General features: G+C 72.0%; 15 protein-coding genes. 6 read left to right on the top strand and 9 right to left on the bottom strand.

Going from position 1 to position 20,531, the window contains the following annotated elements; genetic code table 11:
• Positions 1–83: 83 nt before the first annotated feature.
• The gene (gene pflB, locus AB8735_RS01200; protein ID WP_372404451.1) at positions 84–2,345 is read left to right on the top strand and encodes a formate C-acetyltransferase; all 2,262 of its coding nucleotides are present in this window, start codon (positions 84–86) and stop codon (positions 2,343–2,345) included.
• A complete protein-coding gene (pflA, locus tag AB8735_RS01195) occupies positions 2,342–3,073 on the top strand; it encodes a pyruvate formate-lyase-activating protein (protein WP_372404448.1) in 732 nt (243 codons plus the stop codon). The genes pflB and pflA overlap by 4 nt, the downstream gene beginning before the upstream one ends.
• 6 nt (positions 3,074–3,079) lie before the next feature.
• Here the strand turns inward: pflA and AB8735_RS01190 are convergent, their stop codons facing one another.
• Positions 3,080–3,682 (bottom strand): CBS domain-containing protein, encoded by a 603-nt coding sequence (locus AB8735_RS01190; protein WP_372404446.1) that lies wholly within the window; start codon positions 3,680–3,682, stop codon positions 3,080–3,082.
• A gap of 308 nt (positions 3,683–3,990) precedes the next feature.
• On the opposite strand from AB8735_RS01190, the gene adhE reads away from it, so the two are divergent.
• Positions 3,991–6,636 (top strand): bifunctional acetaldehyde-CoA/alcohol dehydrogenase, encoded by a 2,646-nt coding sequence (gene adhE, locus AB8735_RS01185; protein WP_372404443.1) that lies wholly within the window; start codon positions 3,991–3,993, stop codon positions 6,634–6,636.
• 108 nt (positions 6,637–6,744) lie between these two features.
• On the opposite strand, the gene AB8735_RS01180 is transcribed toward adhE, so the two are convergent.
• The 7 genes from AB8735_RS01180 to AB8735_RS01150 form a co-directional block, all read right to left on the bottom strand.
• Entirely contained in the window at positions 6,745–7,050 is a 306-nt protein-coding gene (locus AB8735_RS01180) for a hypothetical protein (RefSeq protein ID WP_372404441.1), read from the bottom strand.
• A 436-nt stretch (positions 7,051–7,486) separates the two neighbouring features.
• Positions 7,487–8,434, bottom strand: a complete 948-nt coding sequence (locus AB8735_RS01175; RefSeq protein WP_344029316.1) for a spirocyclase AveC family protein — start codon at positions 8,432–8,434, stop codon at positions 7,487–7,489.
• Between the two features lie 27 nt (positions 8,435–8,461).
• Complete coding sequence (locus tag AB8735_RS01170) at positions 8,462–9,223, bottom strand: spirocyclase AveC family protein (protein ID WP_344029313.1); 762 nt, start codon at positions 9,221–9,223, stop codon at positions 8,462–8,464.
• On the bottom strand, positions 9,190–10,164 hold the full coding sequence (locus tag AB8735_RS01165) for a hypothetical protein (protein WP_372404438.1): 975 nt from the start codon (positions 10,162–10,164) through the stop codon (positions 9,190–9,192). The genes AB8735_RS01170 and AB8735_RS01165 overlap by 34 nt, the downstream gene beginning before the upstream one ends.
• Positions 10,165–10,186: 22 nt before the next feature.
• Positions 10,187–11,035 (bottom strand): oxygenase MpaB family protein, encoded by an 849-nt coding sequence (locus tag AB8735_RS01160; protein WP_372404436.1) that lies wholly within the window; start codon positions 11,033–11,035, stop codon positions 10,187–10,189.
• Positions 11,035–16,314 (bottom strand): SDR family NAD(P)-dependent oxidoreductase, encoded by a 5,280-nt coding sequence (locus AB8735_RS01155; protein WP_372404434.1) that lies wholly within the window; start codon positions 16,312–16,314, stop codon positions 11,035–11,037. The genes AB8735_RS01160 and AB8735_RS01155 overlap by 1 nt, the downstream gene beginning before the upstream one ends.
• Before the next feature lie 12 nt (positions 16,315–16,326).
• Positions 16,327–16,560 (bottom strand): DUF5988 family protein, encoded by a 234-nt coding sequence (locus AB8735_RS01150; RefSeq protein WP_344029300.1) that lies wholly within the window; start codon positions 16,558–16,560, stop codon positions 16,327–16,329.
• A gap of 459 nt (positions 16,561–17,019) precedes the next feature.
• Between AB8735_RS01150 and AB8735_RS01145 the strand changes: the two genes are divergently transcribed.
• The 3 genes from AB8735_RS01145 to AB8735_RS01135 are packed head-to-tail and all read left to right on the top strand — an operon-like array spanning position 17,020 to position 19,283.
• Complete coding sequence (locus AB8735_RS01145; RefSeq protein ID WP_372404431.1) at positions 17,020–17,379, top strand: hypothetical protein; 360 nt, start codon at positions 17,020–17,022, stop codon at positions 17,377–17,379.
• 24 nt (positions 17,380–17,403) lie between these two features.
• Positions 17,404–17,748: a hypothetical protein gene (locus AB8735_RS01140; protein WP_372404428.1), complete on the top strand. Its 345-nt coding sequence runs from the start codon at positions 17,404–17,406 to the stop codon at positions 17,746–17,748.
• Complete coding sequence (locus tag AB8735_RS01135) at positions 17,745–19,283, top strand: ABC1 kinase family protein (protein WP_372404427.1); 1,539 nt, start codon at positions 17,745–17,747, stop codon at positions 19,281–19,283. Before AB8735_RS01140 ends, AB8735_RS01135 begins: the two co-directional genes overlap by 4 nt.
• A 39-nt stretch (positions 19,284–19,322) precedes the next feature.
• Here AB8735_RS01135 and AB8735_RS01130 read toward each other — a convergent pair whose 3' ends face one another.
• A complete protein-coding gene (locus tag AB8735_RS01130) occupies positions 19,323–20,318 on the bottom strand; it encodes a hypothetical protein (RefSeq protein WP_344029288.1) in 996 nt (331 codons plus the stop codon).
• Positions 20,319–20,531 lie beyond the last annotated feature (213 nt).

The following is a 20,531-nucleotide window of genomic DNA, read 5'->3' as shown; positions in this document are numbered from 1 at the left end:
CGCCGAAGCACGCGGGGAGCATCGGCAGTGCGGACGCCGGCCCGACCGCCGCACCGGCGCCGCCGACGACGACGGAGGCACAGATGACCGCAGTGGCCGAACCGGCCGAGGACACCCGCACGCAGCCCTGGCGCGGCTTCGCCGGACAGCGCTGGCGCGAATGCATCGACGTGCGCGACTTCATCCAGGCCAACTACACGCCCTACGAGGGCGATTCGGCCTTCCTGGCCGGGCCGACCGAGCGGACCCGGACCGTATGGGGCAAGGTGACCGCGCTGTTCCCCGAGGAACGCCGCAAGGGCATCCTCGACGTCGACGCCGCCACGCCCTCCACCATCACCTCGCACGCCCCCGGATACATCGACCGCGACCACGAGCTGATCGTCGGCCTGCAGACCGACGCCCCCCTCAAGCGCGCCATCATGCCCAACGGCGGCCTGCGCATGGTGGAGAACGGCCTGCGCGCCTTCGGGTACCAGCCGGACCCGTTCGTCACCAAGGTCTTCGGCACCTACCGCAAGACCCACAACGACGGCGTCTTCGACGCCTACACCCCCGCGATGCGCCGGGCCCGCAAGGCGCACATCATCACCGGGCTGCCCGACGCCTACGGCCGCGGCCGGATCATCGGCGACTACCGCCGCGTCGCGCTCTACGGAGTGGACCGGCTGATCGAGGCCAAGCGCGCCGAACGGGCCCTGCTCGACGGACAGCCCTCCACCGAGCCCGTGATCCGCGACCGCGAGGAACTGGCCGAGCAACTGCGCGCCCTGGACGAGCTGAAGCAGATGGCAGGGGGCTACGGCTGCGACGTCTCCCGCCCGGCCACCACCGCCCACGAGGCCGTCCAGTGGCTCTACTTGGGCTATCTGGCGGCGGTCAAGGAGCAGAACGGCGCCGCCATGTCGCTCGGCCGCACCTCGACCTTCCTCGACGTCTACCTCGAACGCGACCTCGCCGAGGGCCGGATCGACGAGGAGCGCGCCCAGGAGCTCATCGACGACTTCGTCATCAAGCTGCGCATCGTGCGCTTCCTGCGCACCCCCGAGTACGACGAGCTGTTCTCCGGCGACCCCACCTGGGTGACCGAGTCCATCGGCGGCCTCGGCACCGACGGCCGCCCCCTGGTCACCCGCACCTCCTTCCGCTTCCTGCGGACCCTCTCCAACCTGGGACCGGCCCCGGAGCCCAACCTCACCGTCCTCTGGTCGCCGCACCTGCCCGACGGCTTCAAGCGCTACTGCGCCCGGGTCTCCATCGACACCAGCTCCATCCAGTACGAGTCCGACGAGCTGATGCGCCCGTGCACCGGCGACGACACCGCCATCGCCTGCTGCGTGTCGGCGATGGCCGTGGGGAAGCAGATGCAGTTCTTCGGCGCCCGCGTCAACCTCGCCAAGGCGCTGCTCTACGCGGTCAACGGCGGGCGCGACGAGATCTCCGGGGAACAAATCGCCCCGCCCATGCCCCCGTTGACGGGTGAGTACCTCGACTACGAGGAGCTCGCGGAAGCGTACGGCCGCGTACTCGACTGGCTCGCGGGCACCTACGTCGACGCCCTCAACGTCATCCACTTCATGCACGACAAGTACGCCTACGAACGCATCGAGATGGCGCTGCACGACCACCCCGTACGGCGGACCATGGCCTGCGGCATCGCCGGTCTCTCGGTCGCGGCCGACAGCCTCTCCGCGGTCAAGCACGCGCGCGTCAGGGTGATCCGCGACGACACCGGTCTCGCGGTCGACTACGCGGTGGAGGGCGACTACCCGGCGTACGGCAACAACGACGACCGGGCCGACGAACTCGCGGCCTCCCTCGTCCGGTCCTTCATGGAGAAGATCCGCCGCCACCCCACCTACCGGGACGCCGAACACACCCAGTCCGTCCTCACCATCACGTCCAACGTCGTCTACGGCAAGCACACCGGCAACACCCCCGACGGACGCCGCGCCGGACAGCCCTTCGCCCCGGGCGCCAACCCCATGAACGGCCGCGACCACCACGGCATGGCGGCCTCCGCCCTGTCGGTCGCCAAGCTCCCCTACACGGCGGCCCGCGACGGCATCTCGCTGACCTCCACCATCACCCCCGCCGGCCTCGGGCGCACCCCCAGGGACCGGGTGACGAACCTGGTGGGACTCCTCGACGGCTACATGGCCTCCGGCGGCTTCCACATGAACGTCAACGTCCTGGACCGCGCCACGCTGGAGGACGCCATGGAACACCCGGAGAAGTACCCGGACTTGACGATCCGGGTGTCCGGATATGCCGTGAACTTCGTCCGGCTCACCCGCGAACAGCAGCGGGACGTCATCAGCCGCACCTTTCACGGTGCCGCGTGAGGGACACCGGGCGGGTGCACTCCTGGGACCTGTCGACAGGCGTCGACGGTCCCGGGACCCGCTTCGTGCTGTTCACCAGCGGCTGCCCGCTGCGCTGCCTGTACTGCCAGAACCCCGACACCTGGCGCATGCGCGACGGCCGTACCACGACCGCCGACGAGGTGATGGCGGAGATCGCCAAGTGCCGTGCCTTCCTGGCCGCTTCGGGCGGGGGAGTGACCCTCAGCGGCGGCGAACCCCTCCTCCAGCCTGCTTTCACCGGCGAAATCCTGCGCCGGTGCAAGGCGGAGGGCCTGCACACGGCCCTGGACACCTCCGGAAACCTGGGGGCGCGCGCCGACGACGCCCTGCTCGCCGCCACCGACCTCGTACTGCTCGACATCAAGTCCTTCGACCGCGCCCGCTACCGGCGGCTCACCGGGGGCGAATTGGCGCCGACGCTGCGTTTCGCCCGCCGGCTGGACAGGCTGGGGGTGCCGGTGTGGGTGCGATACGTGCTCGTGCCCGGCTGGACGGACGTCGAGGAGGACGTCGACGGGCTGGCCGCCTTCGTGGCCGGGCTGTCCGTCGTCGAACGCGTCGACGTCCTGCCGTTCCACAAGCTGGGCGCCGCCAAGTACGCGGCGCTCGGCGTCCCCTTCCCCCTGTGCGACACCCCGACGCCCGGCCCGGAGCTGGTGGAGCGGGTACGCGGGCAGTTCCGGGCGCACGGGCTCAGGGCGGACTGACAGGGCTCAGGCCGGCACCAGCCGGTTCACCACGCCGATGACCCCGTCCACCCGCCAGGCGAGCCGGATCGCTGCAGGGAGGTCCAGGTCGCGGCCGACCTGTCCGTCGAGCGTGACCACGCCGTCCATGACGGAGACGGACACCGCGCCGGGCGGCACGCCGAGTTCATGGCCCAGCACCTCGTCCGCCACCTCCGCGCGGATCTCCTCGTCCGTCCGCAGGAAGACCCGCAGCAGGTCGTGCCGGGTGATGATGCCGATGAGCCGGTCCTCCTCGTCCACCACGGGAAGGCGGTTGACGTGGTGGCGTTCCATGACCCGGGCGGCGTCGGAGACCCGTTGCTCGGGGTGGACGGTGACGGCGGGGGTGGACATCAGCCCCTCCACCGTCACGGCGCCGGGGGCGCGGCTCTCCCGTACTCCCGCCGCCTGGTGGCGGATCAGGTCCGCCTCGGAGACGACGCCGAGCACCTTGTCGTCGTCGTCCACCACCGGCACGCCGCTGACACGCCGCCGGTCGAGCAGGAGCATCAGATCCGCGAACGCGGTGTCGCGGAACGCGTGGGCGACCTCGGGCGTCATCACCTCTCCGACCGTCCTGGACTTCACGGTCGACCTCCTTTCCCGGCGGTCCTGGCACGTCGTGGCGACGCGGTCTCCCTCCAGCTTCACCCGTGAGCCCGGCGGACGCACGGGCCGAGCGTCCCCGAACCGCGGACCGAAGCGCAGGGCCGGGTGGTCCGACAGGGGCTCCGGTACGTGGACCACCGGGCCGTGAAACGGGACCTTCGGGCCACCGGCAGCCGGGTGCCGGTGCGGAAGGCTGGAAGCGAGGGCGGTGAACACCGTGACGCACCGCCCGGCACGGCCCGCGCCGGACGTTCCCGGCCGAGCACTTCCGACGACGGAGAGCCCCCATGAAACGACAGGACGCCCGACGACGAGTCGCCACCGACGCGCCCTCCGACACCGAGATCGCCGTGGAACGCCTGGTCACCAACGGGCAGAAGGCCCTGGCCGACTACGAGTCCCTCACCCAGGAACAGGTCGACCGCATCGTCGCCAAGGCCTCGGTCGCCGCCCTCGACCAGCACACCCACCTGGCCCGGCTGGCCGTCGAGGAGACCGGGCGGGGCGTCTTCGAGGACAAGGCCGCCAAGAACATGTTCGCGTGCGAACACGTCACCGACAGCATGTCCCGGATGAGGACCGTGGGCGTCATCGCCCGCGACGACACCGACGGGATGATCGAGATCGCCGAACCGGTGGGCGTCGTCTGCGCGGTGACACCGGTGACCAACCCCACCTCCACCACCGTCTTCAAGGCCCTCCTGGCACTGAAGACCCGCAACCCCGTGGTCTTCGCCTTCCACCCGTCCGCCCAGCACTGCAGCGCCGAGGCGGCCCGCATCGTCCGGGACGCGGCCGTCGCGGCGGGCGCGCCCGAGCACTGCGTGCAGTGGATCGAGGCCCCCTCCATCGAGGCGACCGGCGCGCTCATGAACCACCCCGGCGTCGCGCTCATCCTGGCCACCGGAGGCAACAGCATGGTCAAGGCCGCCTACTCGGCGGGCAAGCCCGCCATCGGCGTCGGCGCCGGCAACGTTCCCGCCTATGTGCACCGCAGCGCCGACCTGCCGCGCGCCGTCAACGACCTGGTGCTGTCGAAGTCCTTCGACAACGGCATGATCTGCGCCTCCGAACAGGCCGTGATCCTGGACGCGGAGATCTACGACCGGGCGTTGACGGAGTTCCGCAGGCTGCACGCCCACGTCGCCACGGCGGAGGAGAAGCGGAAGCTGGAGGAGTTCCTCTTCCCCGCCTCGCCGGCCGGTGCCGAAGGGACCCGGGTCAACCCGGCCGTCGTGGGCCGGAGTCCGGCGTGGATCGCCGAGCAGGCGGGCTTCACCGTCCCCGCCGACACCTCCGTCATCCTCGCCGAGGCCGGGCATGTCGGCCCCGACGAGCCCCTCACCCGCGAGAAGCTCTGCCCCGTGCTGACCGTGCTGCGTGCGGGATCGCAGGACGAGGGCTTCGACCTGGCCGCCGCCATGGTCGCCTTCCACGGGCAGGGCCACAGCGCCGTCATCCACACCGGGGACCCGGAACTCGCCGAGGCATACGGCCACCGCATGAAGACCGTGCGCGTCATCGTCAACGCCCCGTCCTCGCAAGGGGCGATCGGCGGCGTCTACAACCAGCTGCTGCCGTCGCTGACACTCGGCTGCGGCTCGTGGGGGCACACCTCGGTCTCCAACAACGTCTCCGCCGTGAACCTGCTGAACATCAAGCGGGTCGGCGCGCGCCGCAACAACCTCCAGTGGTTCAAGGTGCCGCCGAAGATCTACTTCGAGCCGCAGGCGATCCGCTACCTCGCGTCCATGGCGGGCGTCCACCGCGTCACCGTGGTCACCGACGCCACCATGACCCGCCTCGGCTACGTGGACCGCGTCACCCAGGTCCTGCGGCACCGGTCCGAGCCGGTGACGGTACAGATCATCGACAACGTCGAGCCGGAGCCCAGCATCGACTCCGTCCGCCACGGGGCCCGCCTGATGCGGGAGTTCCGTCCCGACACCATCATCGCCCTGGGCGGCGGCTCCCCGATGGACGCGGCCAAGGTGATGTGGCTGCTGTACGAGCAGCCGGACGTCGACTTCTCCGACATGCGGCAGAAGTTCTCCGACATCCGCAAGCGCGCCTTCCGCTTCCCCGAACTCGGCAAGCGGGCCCGGCTGGTGTGCATCCCCACCACGTCCGGCACCGGCGCCGAGGTCACCCCGTTCGCGGTCATCTCCGACCCGTCCACCGGCCGCAAGTACCCGCTGGCCGACTACGCGCTCACCCCGAGCGTCGCCATCATCGACCCGCTGCTCACCAAGGAGCTGCCGCCCGCCCTGGCGGCGGACAGCGGCTTCGACGCCCTCACCCACGCCACCGAGGCGTATGTCTCCGTCTACGCCAGCGACTTCACCGACGGCCTCGCCCTGCACGCCATCCGGCTCATCTTCGAGAACCTGGAGAAGGCGGTGAACGACCGGGCGGCACAGCCCAAGGCGTGCGAGAAGGTCCACAACGCGAGCACCATCGCCGGCATGGCCTTCGGCAACGCCTTCCTCGGCATCGTCCACGCCATGGCCCACACCCTCGGCGCCACCTTCCACGTCGCGCACGGACGCACCAACGCCATCCTGCTGCCGCACGTCATCCGCTACAACGGCACCGTGCCCGGCAAGCTCACCGGCTGGCCGAAGTACGAGAACTACCGTGCCCCGCAGCGGTTCCAGGAGATCGCCCGGATGCTGGGCCTCCCGGCGGACACCCCGGAGGAGGGGGTCGCGTCGTACGCCGCCGCGGTGGAGCGGCTGCGGGACGCGGTCGGCATCGAGCCGTCCTTCCGCGCGGTCGGCATCGACGAGGGCGTCTTCATCGGCGCGCTGCCGCGCCAGGCGCTGAACGCCTTCGAGGACCAGTGCGCCCCGGCCAACCCGCGGATGCCGATGCTCGACGACATGCAGGAGATCATGCGGACCGCCTACTACGGAGGCTCCGGGACGGTGTGACCGTCCCCCTCGATCGGCCGGTGGTGTCCGCCGTCCCGCACTCGGCGACGGGCACCACCGGCCTCGCGGCGACGGCCGCGGGACCCGGGCACAGGCCGGGCAACGGGCTCAGTCGTCGTCCGCCCCGGCCGCGAGCCGGCGGGCCCGGCGTCGGCCCGCGTAGCGGGACTTGCGGTTGCGGGCCCTGGCTTCTTCCTGGCGTTCCTTGACGCAGCCGCGTACCGCGCATCCCGAGCAGCAGGTGTGGCGGAACAGCAGCGAGCCGGGGTGTTCCCACCGGCAGCGGGTGTCCGTGTCCTCGCGCGTGGGACGTGGTGGCAGGTCGCAGGGGCCGGAGTGGTGGTCGTGGACCGGCCGGGGGTCATGTTCCCTGAGGCGTACCCACAGGGGTTTCGTCCTGTCCGTACGGGACATCTCGTTCCTTCCGGAACCGCCGCCCGGACTCCCGGACCTTCCGGGCGGGCGGCCGGGTTCGCCGCTTCACGGCGACACCTCCTTCGCTGCGTGGTGTGCGGAGGAGCAGCCTAGGCCACGCTCCTCCGGAGTCAAACGGGTTTTGACGTTCCCTCTCGGCCGGGCAGCTCAACTCCCTTGGGCCGCCCCGAGGCCGGCCGGCGAGGCGCTCGCCCCGGCCCCCGCCCGCGGCACCGGTCCGCATCCAGGGCCTGGTGCAGTGCCGAGGTCCGCACTCATCCGGCTCTTCGTGGCGCGCCACGGTCGGCGTGATCGCACCGTTCGTCCACAACGATCAGGGCTGGCAGGGCCCTTGGTCTCCGCGATGCCGGGGAGGTGGAGCCGGGCGCCCTCGATACGTACGGCCATGGTCATCCGGGCCCGGCGGTAAGTCCGTTCATCCCAGGAAGTGCTGCGGCATGTCGGTGGCCGGCACCGCTCCGCCGAGTGCGTTGATGCCGTTGTAGAGGGCGGCCCAGAGCAGGAGGCTGAGGGTGACCAGGCCGATGACCGCCAGGGTCATCGCCCAGGGGCGCGCCCTGCCCGGAAGCCGGCCGATGCCGCGCAGGACGAATGTCTCGCGGCCCTCGCGCTCATGGTAGTAGCGGGCCGCGTAGGGAATGAAAATCCAGACGAGGGCGGTGAGGGCCACTCCGGGCAGGGGGAGTTGGTACCAGTGGCCGGGGAACAGGGTGATCGCGGGGATGGTGTCGCCGAAGCTGTAACTCCCCGTCAGAATCCATGCCGCTTCGAAGAGCAGATCGATCAGGAGCAGGACCACGGCGGAAACCACAAGGTATCGGGTGTTGCTGAGGTTGGGCCGGTGACGGGTGACGGCCTTCATCACGGCCGCTGTGGTCAGAATCCACAGCATCGCCCCCGCGACCCCGATCCATGTGACGAATACCGGCGCGGTGTGGTGGGGGTGGGCCGAACTGTCCCATCCGGGCAGGTCCCAGGAGTTGGTGTGGATGAGGTAATGGCTGGTGAGCACTCCGGTGCCGTAGGAACTCGCCCACGGGGTCGCCCACTCAGCCAGGATGTAGCCCAGGAGCAGTGCGGTGTCGAAGGTGATGGTGCGCTCGCGACGGCATTGCCGGACCTGCCGGACGACGAGACCCGCGACAACGACGGCGATTGCGATCTGCACACCCCACAGCGCCACTTTGCGGCCCGTGCCGATGCCGTAGTCGTTGTGCGGGATCACCCGGATCTCGGCGTGCGGGAGCCATCGGATCAGCATGGCCGTCCCGAAGGCCAGGCATACCGCGCCCAGCAGGGCCCAGAGGACAACGGGACTGATCCATCGCGTGATTCCGCGGGCGGGGCGGGTCGCCGACGTCATGTGACGGTCCTCCTTCGAGCGCATCGTCTAGTGCGGCAGGGGCCACAGGTGGCTGGGGGTGTCCGGGGGGATGGGGCCGGTGCCGAAGAGGTAGCCGATGCCGACGCCCACGAAGGCGGCGATCAGCAGGAAGAAGTTGGTGAATCCGACGCCGGCCAGCAGGCGTGCCCAGCCGGCTGTCCGGGGGCCGGCCTGTTCGGTGCCGCGGAAGATGTGCACGGTGGTCGCGTGCCGTTGTGCGTAGAGATGCATGAGCACCGGAGGGGCGGAGATGAACATGGCGATGTTGGTGATCTGGGGGATGTAGAGCTGGTACCAGTGCCCGCCGAACAGGGACAGGGAAGCGGCATCGGTGGGGTACATGTACACGCCGGTGCGGAGCCAGAGGCCCTCGCAGACCGCGTCGGCGACCGCGCCGGCCAACAGCACCACCGGCAGCAGCCGCAGGAGGCCCCACCGCGGCCGCCGCCGGAGGACCGGTTTCGTGAGCCACATCGGCACCCAGTACCAGATGATCATCGCGGCGTAGGCGAACATGCTGGCGCCGACCAGTGCCTCGGAGGCGAGCTCGGGATGCGGTGGGTGCCAGCCGGGCAAGTAAGGGCCCCAGGAAGTGACGTTGAGGTCGTGGCGGCTGGTGATGACCATCAGGTGCCGGTAGTTCAGGAGCGGATCCTGCCAGAAGCACAGGAGCCAGCCGACGAACAGCGCCGCGCTGAGGGTGACCGCTCCCTGGCGCCGGCAGTCGCGCCAGATCAGCACCCCGAAGGTGGCGAGGGTCGCGGCCACCACCCCCTGGGTGATGTCGATGGCGAGGGCCTGGCCGGACGAGATGGTGTAACCGAAACCGGGTGCCGGGCGCAGGCCGCCGTCGGCGATCCACCGGCCGAACACCACTGCCTGTGCGAGGAGGAACACCGCCCCGAGTCCCGCCCACAGCGCCGCGGGAGAGCGCCAAGGGGGGTGCCGTGAGAGGGCCGGGCGGTTGGTTGTGGTGGTGTCCGGGCGTGCCATCCGATGTCTCCCTCTCCAGGGGGGATTGGTGGTAACTCGCCGAGAGAGCGGCCGTGGGGGAGACGCAGCAGGACGATGCCGGTGACCAGCAGCCAGACGTAGACCAGGAGGTAGGGGCCGAGGCTGAGGAGTGTGGTGGGGGCCAGTGGCCCGGTGCCGGCCATGAGGAACAGGTCGCCGGACAGGACGGGGAGAGCGGCCCAGGTGGTGGCGGTGGCCAGCCATCGGGGGAAGGCGTCGCCGCGGCGCATCGCCCTGCCGGTGCAGAAGAACATGAGCGCGCCGAAGCAGAAGGTGCCGTTGTAGCCGAAGGAGATGGCCAGTTCGTAGGCGAGCCGGGCGGACCCGGGCGGCAGGCCGCGCAGGGCCGCGGTCCACCAGAAACCGTTGGTCGCGACCAGCGTCAGGCTCACGGCGGCGGCACAGGGAACGATCAGGGTGGTGTACAGCGAGGGCGGGCTGTCGCGGAGTACGACGCGTTTCACACCGGCCGCGACGACCAGCAGCAGCACGAAGCCGATGTTCGCGGAGTAGAACTGCAGCGCCACGTCGAACCGTTGGGCGGCGAAGTGGTCGGCGATGCGCTGGTCGGTCCAGGCCCAGCTGGGGTAGGGCTGCAGCGGGGTGCCGGTGAGGAAGGCGGCCAGGGCTCCGGTGACGAACGCGACGATCCCGGCCCAGCCCGCGACACGGATGTCACGGAGGTTCGTGGTCATGGCCGCAGCCCTTCGTGGTTCCTCATGGGCGGGAGTGTCCGGTGGGGCCGAGCTGGTCGAGGGTCCACCCCAGCGGGTAGCTCCGGGGTGTGCGCACGTAGGCGCGTGAGGCGGGCCGCGGAGGCATGAGGCGGACCAGCCGGCCCCGGGCACGCAGGCAGCGGCGGACGGCCGTGGTGAACCAGGCGGGCGTCGCGGGCAGGTCGAGCACCGTGCGGACGGGCTCGTCGATGAGCGCGATCACCGCTCGGGTCGCCAGGAACCGCAGCCCCCGCGGGCACAGCGCGGCGATGATGCGGATCGCGTTCATCGCCATCTCCCGGTTGGCGTAGTGCCATTTCCCGCGCGTCCGGAGGTCTTCGGCCAGCCAGGCGGCGAACTCCTGGTAGTCGGCCGGGATGTCCTTGATGCCCATGAGCTCGCCGAGCCGCCGGTAGGCCAGGGTCAGGGCCCGCGTCTCCGGGTGGGACAGCGGGCGCCAGCCGTAGGCGTTGATCCAGGTGACGGCGGAGACGAGGTGGCTGGCGAGGATGTGCAGGTAGTCCTCGTTGGAGATCTCGTAGTGGGAGTGGATTTTGTTGAGTGCGCGCACGACGTCCCGGCCGTACCGGGATTCCAGCCCGGCGCGGTGGGCCTCGTAGGGGAAGAGCATGGTGTCGTCGAAGCGCTTCATGCCGTGGTGGGCGAACTCGCCGGTGGCGGCCAGGGTTTCGGTGATGCTGGGGATGGCGAAGTCGGTGACGAACGCGAAGGAGTAGCCCTGGTTGTAGTCCCAGGGGAACTCGTAGCGCGTCACCAGCTGGAAGATCTCCTCGTAGTCGTGTTCGGGGTCGAGGGTCTGGATGTGGCGCAGGCGGCTGTAGCGTCCCATCACGTTGCTCCGTCCGCGGCGGAGTTGCCGGAGTTGAACGCCATGCGGTCCAGGACCCAGTCGGCCAGGCCGGCCGGGCTGGGCCTGACCCAGATGACGCCGGGGTCGATGCCGGTCTTCAGGGCCTTCTCGAGGCGTACGCGCAGGCCCACCGCGCCCAGGGAGTCGAGGCCGAGCATGACCAGGCTGGAGCCGGGGCCGATGTGCACGGTGGTGCCGCCCAGGATCTCGCGGACGCAGTCGATGATGTGCTCCTCCAGGAGCGTCCGGCGCTCGCGTTCGCCGGCCGCGGTGCGCAGTGCCTCCAGCAGTGCCGAATCCGCGTCCTGTGCCGTGTCGTCGGCGAGCAGGCCGGCCAGCAGCGCGGATCGGCGCACAGCGGGGTACGGGGCCGTCCAGCGCTCCAGGTCGAGAGGGGAGTAGGCGATCTGCGGGTAGCCGGCGGTGAGGATGCGCTCCAGGGCGTCGATGCCGTCGGCGGGCGTGATCGTGACGAAGCCGCGTTCGGCGAGGTGCTTGCCGCGTCCGACTCTGCCCCAGGGGCCCCAGTGGATGGTGGTGGCGGGCAGCTTGTGGTGATGGCGCCAGGCGACCAGGTCGTCGGTGAAGGCGTTGGCGGCGGCGTAGGCGCCCTGGCCCGGCGAGCCGAGCAGGGAGGCCACCGAGGAGTAGACGACCCAGAAGTCCAGGTCGTGGTCCAGGGTGGCGTGGTGCAGGGCCCAGGCGCCGTCGGCCTTGCCGCGCCATACCCGTTCCAGCAGGAGATCGTCCAGGTTGGCCAGAGTCGCGTCCTCCACGACGCCGGCGGCGTGCACGACGCCCTTGAGGGGTGTCCCCGTGGCGGTGGCGGTGCGGACGGCCCCGGCGGCCACGGCCGGATCGGCGATGTCGCCGAGCACGACGCTCACCGACGCACCGGCCTCGCGCGCCGTCGCCAGCAGGGATTCGGCCTCGCCGGAGGGGGCTGTACGGCCGCAGAGGACGATGTGCCCGGCGCCGTGTCCGGCGAGCCAGCCGGCGGTGAGCAGGCCCAGCGCGCCCAGCCCGCCGGTGACCAGATAGGCCGCCCCGGGCCGCACCGGCGGCCGTGGCCGTCCGTCGGCGGAGCCGTCCACGGGGGCGCCCGGCCGGACACGGGCGGTGAAGCGTTCACCGTCCCGCCACGCGATCTCGGACACCCGGCGCTCCTCGTCAAGCAGATCGTCGAGCAGCGCCCGGGGATCGGTCGGCGGGTCCAGGTCGATCATGCTGGGGGCCAGGCGCGGATGTTCGTAGGCGGCGACGCGCAGGAGACCGCGCAGCCCGGCCGTGTCCGGCGCGGGCCCGCCGCCGCGGGTGACGGCCCACAGCCGCGGGGGGTCGGCCAGTTTGGACAGCGCCCGGACGACGGTCCGGGCCCGGGCCACCCGGCCGCGCGCCACGGCGGGCGCCGCCCCGCCGTCGGTGCCGCCGGTCGCGGCCAGGACGACGCCGGACCAGGCCCGGGCGTCGGAGCGCAGGATGGCCGTGAGCTCGTCGGCGAGAAGGTCGTGGCCGCGCCGCGCGGTCAGGATCCGGCAGTCGGCCGCGCGGGCGCGCAGGGCCTCGGCCAGCTCGCCCGGCCAGGCATCGCCCTCTTCGGCGACGACCAGCCAGCGCCCCGCGGGACCGGTGTCCCGCGCGGTCCGCGGGGCCGCGACCCAGGCCGTGTGGGCCAGGCGTGAGGCGAACCGCTCCTCGGGCGGGGTGACGTTGGCCAGCCGCAGGCCGTCGATCTCGGCGACGACGGTGCCGTCGGCGGTGGCCAGCACGCCGGAGGCGGTACAGACCACATCGTCGGCCTTGTGCAGGCGCACCTCGGCGAGCCGGGTGTGCCCGGTGGGGCCGTGGACACGGATCTCCTCGAAGCCGGCGACGACGACCGGCCCGGGGCTGGTGACGTACCGGCTCAGCCACACGGACGCGACGGTCTGGACGAATTCGTCCAGGAGCGCGGGGTGCAGGGCCATCGTCCAGCCGGAGACGCGCGCCGCGTCGGCGATCCGCAGCCGGGCGACGGCCCGGTCGGCGCCGGGGTGCAGCTGGATGCGCTCCAGGGCGGCGAAGGCCGGACCGTGGTACGTGCTGTGCCGCTGCCGGAAGTAGCGGTGAACGTCCTCGGGCGGCACGTCCTCCCACTCCTCGGGCGGCGCCTCGACCGGGGGAAGGCCGGCCGCCGAACGGGGCTCCAGCGGGCGCAGCAGGCCCTCGGCGTGGAGCTGTGTGCCCTCCTCGGCCGCGCTGCGGATCTCGACGCGTGCCCGGTCGCCCTCGGTCAATACCTGGGTGGTGACCAGGGGTTCGGGGTCGAGGACCAGGGGACTGGTGAAGTCCAGTGCGGTGACGGCCACATGATCGGTGCCGAAGGCCCGGGAGGCGGCCGCGAGCATCATCTCGGCCAGGCCCGCGCCCGGCAGCACCGGCACCTCGGCCACCCGGTGATCGGCGAGCCACGGCAGCCGGGCCGGGCCGACGGGCGTCTGCCACATGTGCCGGCCCGGCCGGTCCGGATCGTGGACGTGGCCGCCGAGCAGGGGATGCTGCGCGGCCCCGACCAGATGCGGCGCGACGAGCCGGTACGGCGTCCCGTCGCCGCCGGTGCGCACCCGCCGCCAGGCGGTGCCGGGCGCCTCGACCAGTTCCCCGTCCCCGTACCGGGCGGCCCAGTCCAGGGGGAAGCCGGCGCAGTGCACCGCGGCCACCTGGGACAGATACGCGTCCTGGTCGTCGGTGCCGCGGCGCAGACTGCCCACGGCCACCGCATCGTTCACCGAGGCGTGGCGGGCGATGTCCGCGATCGCCCGCACCGCCAGGGGGTGGGGGGCGCATTCCACGAACAGCCGGTGGCCGTCGGCCAGGGCCGCGGCGACCGCGCCGTGGAAGCGGACCATCTCGCGCTGATTGTGCACCCAGTAGGCGGCGTCCAGCGGCCCCGCGTCCCGGGGGTCGGCGCAGACCGTGGAGTAGAACGCGGCGCGGGGTGCCAGGGGGCGCAGCCCGTCCAGCACGTTGTGCAGCCGGCCGAGGACGGGATCCATCTGCGGCGAGTGCGAGGCCACATCCACGTCCACCATGCGGACGACGATGTCGCGCTCCTGCCAGCCGGCCACCAGCGCCGCGGTCTGCCCGGCGTCACCGGAGATCACGGTCGCGCCCGGCGAGGTGAGCACGGCCACCTCGACCTGGTCGGCCCCGGCGGCGGCGATGTCGGCGGCCACCCGGTCGGCGCCCAGCAGCACCGAGGCCATCGCACCCCCGGCCGTCTCCGCCAGCAGCCGTGCCCGACGGCAGATGACCGCGGCCCCGTCCGGCGGGCTCAGGGCCCCGGCGACCACCGCGGCGGTCACCTCGCCCATCGACTGGCCGATCACTGCCGCCGGCCGCACCCCCCACGAGCGCCACAGTGCCGCAAGGGCGAACTGCACGGCGAACAGCGTGGGCTGGATCCGGTCGACCCCCGTCAGGCGGTGCGGTTCGGTGAGCATACGGCGCACCGAGAAGCCGGACTCCGCCCGGATCAGCGGCTCCACTTCGGCCAGGGCGGCGGTGAACACCGGCTCGGTCCGCAGAAGTCCCCGGCACATCCCCGCCCACTGGGAGCCCTGGCCGGAGAAGACCAGCACCGGACCGCGATGGTCCGACGGCAGGACGAGACCGCCTGCAGCCAGCCCCTCGACCGCCTCGCCCGCGGTGAAATCCCGTAGTCGTGCGGTCAGTTCGTCGGGCGTCCGGGCCGCCACGCCGAGGCGCTGGGCGCCGTGCCAGCGGCGCACCGCCAAGGTGTGCGCGACATCGGCGAGCGCGCTGCGCGCACCGGCGTCCCCGGCCCAGGCGGCCAGGCGGCCGGCGGCCAGCGACACCGCCTCCGGTGACGCGCCGGACAGCGGCAGCAGATACGCCGCCCGGGCCGGTTTCCGGCCACGCGCCCCGCGTTCGGCACCCCGGCGGCGCGGAGCCGAACGCACCGCCGGGGCCTGCTCCAGGACGGCATGGGCGTTCGTCCCGGTCACACCGTAGGAGCACACCGCCGCCAGCCTGGGCCCTCCCGCCACCGGCCACGCGCTCGTCTCGACCGGGACGAACAGCCGCGACACCCCGTCCCGTTCGATGGCGGGACTCCAGTCGCGGAAGTTGAGGTTCGCCGGGACCATTCCGTGACGCAGGCACTGGACGGCCTTGATGGCGCCCGCGATGCCCGAAGCCGGCTCGCTGTGCCCGATGTTGGTCTTCACCGACCCCAGCGCGCAGCGCCCCCGGCCCCGCCCGTAGACGGCGTCGACCGAGGTGTACTCGATCGGATCGCCCACCGCGGTGCCCGGCCCGTGCGCCTCCACCAGCCCCACGTCCCCCGGGTCGATCCCGGCCCGCTCCACTGCGGCCGGGAACAGCTCCTGTTGCACCTGGGTGGACGGGGCGGTCAGCCTGGTCGCCTGGCCGTCGTTGTTCACCGCGCTGCCCCGGATCACCGCCAGGACGCGGTCCCCGTCGCGCCGCGCGTCCGCGAGGCGCTTGAGCAGCAGCATCCCGGCGCCTTCACCGCGCACATAGCCGTCGGCCCGCGCGTCGAAGGCGTAGCAGCGCCCCCGCCGGGACAGCAGGAGGGGCGCCTCCAGATGATGTGTCTCCGGGGAGAGCAACAGCAGCACCGCCCCGGCCAGCGCCATGTCGCACTCCTCCAGGGCCAGTGCCCCGCAGGCGGTGTCGACCGCCACCAGCCCCGACGAACACATGGTGTTGAGCGCCATCACCGGGCCGCGCAGATCCATCCCGAACGCCAGCCGCCCCACCAGCGTCCCGGTGAAGTTCCCGAACATGTACACCGGATCCAGCGCGTCCTCCACCGGGCGCGCCTCCCGGAACAGGTTGTCCGGCGCATACGCCCCGACGTACACCCCCGTACGCGATCCCCGCATCCGGTCCACGGGCACCCCGGCGTGCTCCGCCGCCTCCCAGGCCACCTCCATGAGCACCCGGAACTGCGGGTCCACCCACCGCTGTTCCGGCCGTGCCACCGCCATGGCCTCCGGATCCCAGGCCCATACGTCCTGCTCCAGAAAACATCCCCGCCCCAGACGGCCCGCGAGATCGGGATCCTGGAAGGCGGCCAGCCGCCGGGCGTCCCACCGGCCGGCCGGTACCGGGCCCACTGTGTCCCGGCCCTCGACCAGCAGATCCCACAGCCCGGCCGCCGACTCCACCCCGCCCGGGAACCGGCACCCGATCCCGATGATCGCGATCGGCACCTCCTGCGATGCGGACATCGTCCCGACCCCCTACTCCGCGATGGCCGTGCTGTAGGACCAGCGGAACACCGGCAGTGCCAAACCCCCGACATGCCGCGTCCCGCTGCGTTCGAAATGCTGGTGCTGCCCGTAATAGGCGACGGTCAGCCGCGCGCCGTCACCGCCCGCACCGCCGGGAACCCGGTAGGGGGACGGCATCCCGGGCGGACCACCCTCCAGCACGACCAACTGACCGTCGCCGTCCGGGAATTCGTGACCACTCACGGTAAAGCCTCCCAGGGCTGCACGGCCAGATATATCTGTACGTCCGGTTTTCATGGAGGCATGTATCCCGCCGCGAGGGAAGAGGAATGCGCGCGGTGCGCGGTGCATTCACGAAGACCGGTGGCACGGCCGTACCACCGTGGGCGCGCCAGGTCGCGAATGGCAGGCATGACGCACATGGCGACGGAAGGCGTGCACAGCCCCAACCGGCGCGCAATCGAGCCGACAAGATGCCGCCATACGCCCGCGCGAATTCTCGCGCCGTTCCGAGTCTGGACACCCGGGCGAGAAGATTCCTAGCCTGTCAGGAATCACGGGGAAAACGACGAGCCCGATACGGTCATACGATTCTACTGCGTATCGAGGCCGCGTTCCATGGGCCACAGAAAATCCGGCTCTGCGTCCGGCGGTGGCCCGCCGCTGATTTTCCTTTCCGGATCCAGGACCAGGAGGCCCGCAGTGGCGCGTTATCGCAGAGGAGTCGGCGGCCTGCTGTCCGATCTCACCGACGACTTCGGCGACATGGTCAGTGACGTATTCGGGGCCCGCGACGACTGGCGTGACGACTACCGCGGCCCCTGCTGGCGCCACGGCCGGGGGTACGAGGGATACGGCGGTTGGTGCGGTGGCCGCTGGGACCGCTGTTGCTGTGGCCCGCGCTGGGGGTACGAGGCGGGGCCGGACCCCTGCCGTGAGGAACTCGCCGTCATGCGGGCGGAGCTGAGGCTCCTGGCCCGCATGATGGGCGAGCGAGGCGTCCCTTCCCCGGACCTCCCGGCCGAACGACGGCATGCCGTCGACCCCGGCCATGACCGGTGACGCCGGCCCGTCCCGCGCGCGGGCATGAGCCGCGCTTCCGCACGCCGTGGCCGTACGCCGCCGCGCGCGCTGTTCCTGTGCGGTGAAGGACACGTCTACGACCCGGACGAGGCCCGCTGGGTACCGCTCGGCGAACTGGTCCAGGACGTGCACGCCGGCCGCCGTTTCACGGCCCGTCAGTACGGATCGGGCACCGACTGCACCTACCGGCTGCTGGTCCGTGTGCTGGTCGCCGCCCTCGGCCCCCGGCCCGCAGCACCCCCGGACGGCGGGCCGTGGTGCCCGCGGCACAGGAGCGCGCCACCGGGGGGCCGCGGCGACGTCCCCCCGGCCGACGGCGGTCCGGCGGGGTACGGGCGGACGCGGTGACCGTACGGCGCGGACTCCACGTGGCGGGACGGGTGGGCGGGCTGCTGGGGCGGGAGGCGTTCCGCACCGTGAGCGCCCGTCCCCGGGGCATCCCCCGTGACGTGGTGGAGCAGCAACGCGCTCAGGCCGTACGCGAGTTGTGCGAAGATCTGGGGCCCTTCTACATCAAGGTCGGCCAGATGCTGTCCACCCGGCCGGACCTGGTGCCCAGGGCCGTGATCAAGGAGCTGGAACAGCTCCACGACCGGATCGCCCCCGAGCCGTTCCCGGCGTTCGAGACGGTTCTCGCCCAGGACCTCGGACCCCGCTGGCGCGAGCACTTCCGCGAGATCGACACCGAACGGCCCCTGGGCGCCGCGTCACTGGCCCAGACCTACCGTGCGGTCCTCGGCGACGGGACCCCGGCCGTCGTCAAGATCCAGCGGCCCGGCATCCGCCGGACCGTCAGCAGCGACATGGCGCTGCTGCGCCGGCTCGCCCGTGCCCTGGCCGCACGGACGCCCAGGTTCAGCGCGGTCGTCGACACCGAGGCCATGCTCGACGTCATTTTCCAGGCCATGGAGCCCGAACTGGACTTCACCAAGGAAGCGGCCAACATGAACCGGGCACGCGCATGTGCCGAGCAGTTCGACACCATCTCCGTACCGGAGGTTCTCCTCGCCACCGAACACGTCCTGGTCCAGAGCCTCGCCCCGGGCAAGTCCATCCGCGAGGCCAAGCCCGAGGAGTTCTCCGACGAGGAACGCACGGCGATCGGCAGCGACCTCCTCGCGTTCATGTACCGCGGATTCTTCGTGGAGCGGTTCTTCCACGCCGACCCGCACCCCGGGAACATCTTCGCCGAACCGGGGAAGGGCGTCACCCTCATCGACTGGGGGATGACCGGCCGTACGGACCGCTCGCTCAGCGGAATGATCCTGCTGCTGTTCTTCTATATCGCCCGCAACGACGGCGCATCGGCGGCCCGGGTCTGGACGGCACTGGGGCATCCGACGGCCTGGGCCCAACCGTCGGCCTTCGCGGACGACATGGCCAACTTCGTGCCCAAAGTGGCCGCCGCCTCACTCGGAGAGCTCGACTTCGGCATCACCCTGTCGGCCGTCCTCCAGTACTCCACCAACCGCGGAATCCGCGTCAACCCGGCCATCGCCATCCTGGGAAAAGCCTTCGCCAACATCGAAGGATCCATCCGCTGCCTCTGTCCCGAAGTCGCCATCACCGACGTCCTGGAGGACGAGATCCAGGAGGTCGTCTTCGAACTCGTCAGGGAAACCCTCTCCGAGGAACAGGCCGCCTGCACGGCACTCGAACTCCTCGCCGCCGCCCCCTCCGGCCCCCAGAGGCTCAACGGACTTCTCGACGCCCTCGCCGGCAACCAACTCGCCCTCCGCGTCACCTCGGTGAAGGACCAGCAGACCACCGCCGTCGACCGGGCCGTGGCACGCTCCCGGAACCGCCGCCGCATCCTCCTGGCTGCCGCCCCGTACATGCTGTGGAGACTCCGCCGGCGCCGCTCGCGCCACCGCGGCTCGTAGCCCGGTGCCCGTCGTGCACGCCGCACCGGCAGTCGTACGTCAACCCCGATGTCCGGCCGCGGAGTTCACCGGCGAGGCGCTCGCCCCGGCCCCCGCCCGCGGCGTCGGGCCGCCCTCGGGGCCGTAGCCGAAGCGGACCAGGAGCTGGGGGTGGCGGCCCCGCCTGCGCATCAGCCGCTCCCGGAGGTCGGGCCACTCCAGGGCCTGATGCAGCGCCGAGGTCCGCACCCCGCGCGCGGTGGCCAGCAGGAGCATGCGTTCCAGGGCCTGCCCGGCCCGCAGCCAGTCCAGCGGCCGGTCCTCGGGGGTCCACAGCAGCGCCAGCTGCGCGTGGCGCTCGAAACGCAGCGTGGGAAGCCGGGGGACGCCGGCCGCCCCCGTGAAGTCGCGCATCGGCATCCGCCGCGCGGCGTCGCGGGGGCCGAGCGCCGCGAACGGGACGCCGTAGGGCCCCGACCCGGCGGGAACGACCCAGGCCCGGCTCTCCGCGGCGCGCCACCGGTCGGCGTGGTTGCGCCGTTCGGCCTCGGCGGTCAGGGTCAGCAGGGCCTTGGTCTCGACGATGCCGGGGAGGTGGATCTGGGCGCCCTCGGCACGTACGCCCGACGCCATCTGCGCCACCACCGACTCGGGCACGGGACGGCCCGTGAACGGCATGCGGCTGGTGTGCCGCCGGGCGATGGCGTCGTACAGGGCCGGGTGGGGCGAGCCGCCGCCCGGGGCGGCGACCAGGCCGACCCTGGCGAGGAGTTCGGGGTCGTCCCCCTCCGGCAGCAGCCGGACCTCCGGGTCCCAGCCCAGATGTGCGGCCGCCACCCTGAGGTTGAACACCGCGGCCCCCACGGAGAGATGCAGGGCCCGGCGCAGCGGGTCCGCCAGCGGCAGCGAACGCCGCAGCACCGCGCGGACCTCCAGGGCGGGAGCATCGACGTCCAGCCGGAACCGCCACGGCTGGGAGTTGTGGATCGAGGGCGCGGCCACCGCGGCGGAGACGAGGGATTCGACGGTGGCGGCGTCGAGGTCGGGGGAGCGCATCGTGATCTCTCCTTCCGGGCCGTGACGGCCGGTTCCGGTTGCTGCTCCCAGCCTTCGCCGCCGGCGCCCGCAGGACCATGGACCAGGGGGCCCGAGGGCCGGGAGACCGGCCCTGATGCGTTCCGGCGGGCCCGGCCGGGACCCTGGGCCCGGGCGAACGGGGCCGGTCGGCCCATGGCGGCCGGACCCGCGGGCGGGACAGGATGGAGCGGG

Source organism: Streptomyces luteireticuli (assembly GCF_041519305.1).
Taxonomy (GTDB): domain Bacteria; phylum Actinomycetota; class Actinomycetes; order Streptomycetales; family Streptomycetaceae; genus Streptomyces; species Streptomyces luteireticuli.
This window is presented reverse-complemented; position numbering and strand designations above follow the sequence as displayed.